Origin of the sequence: Alteromonas sp. a30, assembly GCF_026788005.1 — a bacterium.
Lineage (GTDB): Bacteria > Pseudomonadota > Gammaproteobacteria > Enterobacterales > Alteromonadaceae > Paraneptunicella.
Window position 1 is genome coordinate 1 of record NZ_JABEPE010000049.1, and the last position, 3,813, is coordinate 3,813.

The 3,813-nt window shown below is 50.2% G+C and carries 6 protein-coding genes; all 6 read left to right on the forward strand.

Going from position 1 to position 3,813, the window contains the following annotated elements:
- On the forward strand, positions 1–739 hold a 739-nt coding region (locus HJG39_RS18895), incomplete at its 5' end, for a phage tail protein (protein WP_268411931.1).
- Entirely contained in the window at positions 729–1,688 is a 960-nt protein-coding gene (locus HJG39_RS18900) for a hypothetical protein (RefSeq protein ID WP_268411933.1), read from the forward strand. The genes HJG39_RS18895 and HJG39_RS18900, both read left to right, overlap by 11 nt.
- A complete protein-coding gene (locus HJG39_RS18905; RefSeq protein WP_268411935.1) occupies positions 1,685–1,900 on the forward strand; it encodes a hypothetical protein in 216 nt (71 codons plus the stop codon). Before HJG39_RS18900 ends, HJG39_RS18905 begins: the two co-directional genes overlap by 4 nt.
- A gap of 4 nt (positions 1,901–1,904) precedes the next feature.
- Positions 1,905–3,077, forward strand: a complete 1,173-nt coding sequence (locus HJG39_RS18910) for a phage tail sheath protein (RefSeq protein ID WP_268411937.1) — start codon at positions 1,905–1,907, stop codon at positions 3,075–3,077.
- Between the two features lie 46 nt (positions 3,078–3,123).
- Positions 3,124–3,627 carry a phage major tail tube protein gene (locus HJG39_RS18915; RefSeq protein ID WP_268411939.1) on the forward strand — a complete coding sequence of 168 codons (504 nt, stop codon included), beginning with the start codon at positions 3,124–3,126 and terminating at the stop codon, positions 3,625–3,627.
- Positions 3,628–3,658: 31 nt separating this feature from the next.
- Positions 3,659–3,813: phage tail assembly protein (locus HJG39_RS19475; RefSeq protein WP_442781049.1), on the forward strand; the 155-nt coding region annotated here is incomplete at its 3' end.

Here is a 3,813-nt window from a genome sequence, read left to right on the forward strand (position 1 = left end):
TGCCCCCGATGTGGAAACCCTCAAAAAAGCCACTTCACTCACCAACGAAGTGTTTCGAGGGCCGATTAATGAGCTAAACGTTGACCCTAACAATCCCGCTCGATATTACGCGCAAGGTGTTGTGCCGGTTTCAGTGGGCGGCTGGACGGTGCGCGAAGCAGGCTGGTTTTTGTCAGACGGTACACTTTACGCGGTGACGAAGTTTCCACCCAGCTATAAAAGCATTCCCTCAGATGGCGCTGCAACCGAGCTGCCCGTTAGAACTTACATCGCCACCGGCTCTACCGACAGCGTTGAATTGAAAATCGACCCCACCGTGGTACTGGCTACCCGCCAACATGTGGAAAAGGTCTATCAAGAATTGGATGCGCGTGATGTGCCCAAGCCTTTGAGCGAGAGCCAACAAACGCAAATTTCTCACTGCTACCTATTTGATGCACCGAATTTAACCGCAGTATTGCCGAACACCGAGGGCTTAGCGCCGTTTTCCACCGTGACATTTAAGCGCGCGCTTAGCGTGAAAAGTGGCACTTTAATTCCCTTCGATTTTAACAGCGGTGCTGAATTAGGAGCCGGTTTTGAATCAGGAGCCGAGAACGCATCACCTAACACCAAGCTGCTTATTGAAGACTCGGATGGCGTACTTCACGCCGACACCCAACTGATTTACAGCACGCCAGAAGCGATTACAGCCACCTTAAATAGAAATTTAGACTGGGAGATTACCCGTGGCAGTTAACACCTTTGATTTATGGGCAGAGCAACGTGGGATTTTGCCTTTTAAACCCCTGCAAACTGGGCAAGTTTTGCTGGTAAATGAGCCGTGTTTTTTGCCTTATGAATGCGCTAGTTGTCGTTTGCCAGAACGAAAAGACATTGCCATAGGCGCGCAGGTGATTATCGCCAAGTCGTTAGAGCAAGGCCATAACCCGCTGGTGCAAATTACCGATGGCGCATTGTTGTACCTCAATAACCAAGTTTACACCGGACAATTTAACCTTACATCGCCCGAACTCAGGCTGATTTACAACGGCTTTGGCTGGCAAGTTCCGAACTTTTCCGCAACCGATACCCAAAATGCAGCCCGCTCTGGCATTGCCAATTTTACCGCCAGCGGCAGCTTTACCGTGCCTGCGGGCGTTAGCGAAATTGTGGTGGATGCTAAAGCTGCTGATGGTGGCGGTGGCGGCGGTGCTTATGCTGCCGCCTACCCAAGCCAGCCCTATGCACAAAGTGGCACCAATGGTGGTAGCGGCGCAAAAGTGAAAGGCGCAACCATTGCGGTGAGCGCAGGAGACATCATTCCCATTACCATCGGCGCGCACGGTGGTGGCGGCTCGGCTTACGGTTATTGGGCAAGCTCTGGCGGCAACTTTAGTTTTGTGCGTCACGGTATGGACGGTGGCGATGCTGGTATTACCCAAGTTGGTGAGCTTATTCGTATTGAAGGTGGCAAACGCGGGCGCGGTGGTCAAGGTGCGCTGGATGTACCGCCTTCGCCAATTGCCACAGGTAAAGCCGGTACGGTTTTAGTAAACAACACCAACGGCACAGCTCAAGATGGTGAAGATGGCGGCGGTGGAAAAGGTGGCGGCGCGGCTCAGCATCGCGGCGGAAACGCACAATCTTATTCCGGTAGCACAGGCGCTGCCGGTTACGTCAGCATTCAATGGGAGGTTAACGCATGAGCGATAACGCCAACACCATAAAAGTGGCGGTGCTTGATGGCCTCACTATTACCAATTTCATTTACATCAAGGGCGATGCGGTCATGCCTGAAAACTATGTGCAGCTTAATGATGATTGTTACGCCATTGGTGATGTGATTAACGAGGCGCATGTCATCAACGGGCCTTTTCATTTAACAGATTCAGCACCTTTAACAGAGCAAGCGGAGTAAACCCATGCCAGCAGACTATCATCACGGTGTGCGCGTTGTTGAAATTAACAACGGCTCGCGTCCTATCAGAAGTATTCAAACGGCCATTATCGGCTTGGTGGTCACCGCGCCCGATGCCAATACTGCATTTTTTCCGTTGGATCGTCCGGTGTTACTCACCGATGTTTTAACCGGAATAGAAAACGCGGGCGATACCGGCACCTTGCCCTATGTACTTGATGCCATCAAAGATCAAGGCAACCCGCTGATTGTGGTGGTTCGTGTAGCTGAAGGAGCCGACGAAGCCGAAACCACGTCTAACGTTATCGGCTCGGTGATTAACGGGCAACGCACCGGCATTCAAGCGCTAACCGCTGCAAAAGCACAATTAGGCGTCACGCCGCGTATTCTTGGCGCACCCGCGTTAGATAACGCCGCCGTTGCCGCAGAGCTTGCCAGCGTGGCGGCACAAACCCGCTCATTTGCCTATGTTTCCGCGTATGGCTGCGAAACCAAAGAAGAAGCGGTGAGCTATCGTGATAACTTCGGTGCGCGAGAGCTAATGGTTATTTGGCCCGACTTTATCAGTTGGGACGCGCTAAACAGCGTTGAAAAAATCGCATGGGCCACGGCGCGCGCGTTAGGGCTACGCGCAAAAATCGACAACGATACCGGCTGGCATAAAAGCTTGTCTAATGTGCCGGTTCATGGAGTAACAGGGCTATCGAAAGACATCAGCTGGGATTTGCAAAACCCTGCCACCGACGCAGGCTATTTAAACCAGCATGACATCACCACGCTTATCAATGAAAAAGGTTTTCGGTTTTGGGGTTCGCGTACCTGTAGCGCCGAGCCACTATATGCTTTTGAAAGCGCGGTAAGAACGGCGCAAGTTTTAGCAGACACAATGGCAGAGGCGCATTTATGGGCCATCGACTTGCCGCTTCATCCTTCACTGGCTACCGATATTGTTGAAGGTATTAACGCCAAATTACGCGAGATGGTGGCAAACGGTTATTTGCTTGGTGGCAGCGCGTGGTTCGACCCAAGAAACAACACACCGGAATCCTTAAAAGCCGGAAAACTGGTGATTGAATACGACTATACCCCCGTTCCACCGCTGGAAAACTTGATGCTCAATCAGCGCATTACCGACCAATACTTATTCAATTTTGCCGAACAAATTGGGGCAGCATAACGCCCCTAAGTGCGTGTTAATACAGGAAGAATAAAGGAGAGAAACCATGATCCCTCGCAAATTGCGCGATTTTAATCTGTTTCATGAAGGCGGCAGTTGGATGGGTATTGCCAATGAAATCACCTTGCCAAAACTTACCCGCAAAATGGAAGAGCTGATGTTAGGTAACGGCGTGGTGAAAATCGACTTAGGTAACGAAGCAATGGAAGCAGAAGTCACCTTAGAAGAATTTCCTGAAAACGTACTTCGCCAATACGGTTTGCTCAACCATGCAGGCGTTCAACTGCGTTTTGCAGGGGCAATGGTTCGCCAAGATGGCAGCCAACAAACCGACAATATTGAAGTGATAATGCGCGGTCGTTGGGAGGAAATTGATTCAGATTCCGCGAAAAAAGGCGAAAGCCATCAAACCAAAGCCAAGCTGGCGGTGAGCTATTACAAGTTATCCATTAATGGCGAGCAGATTATTGAAATTGATCACGTTAACTACATCGAAACCATAAACGGAAAAGACAACCTCGCCGCGCAGCGTAAAGCCATTGGCCTTTAATTCTCATTTCAAATTAACAGGAACAGTAAAAATGAACACAGATAACCGCACTAATATTCAGCTTTCTCACCCAGTAAAACAGGGCAATGACAGCATCGAAAACGTGCAGCTTCGCAAGCCCCAAGCAGGCGAATTACGCGGTATTAAGTTACTGGATGTAATGCAAATGGATGTCACAGCTTATAT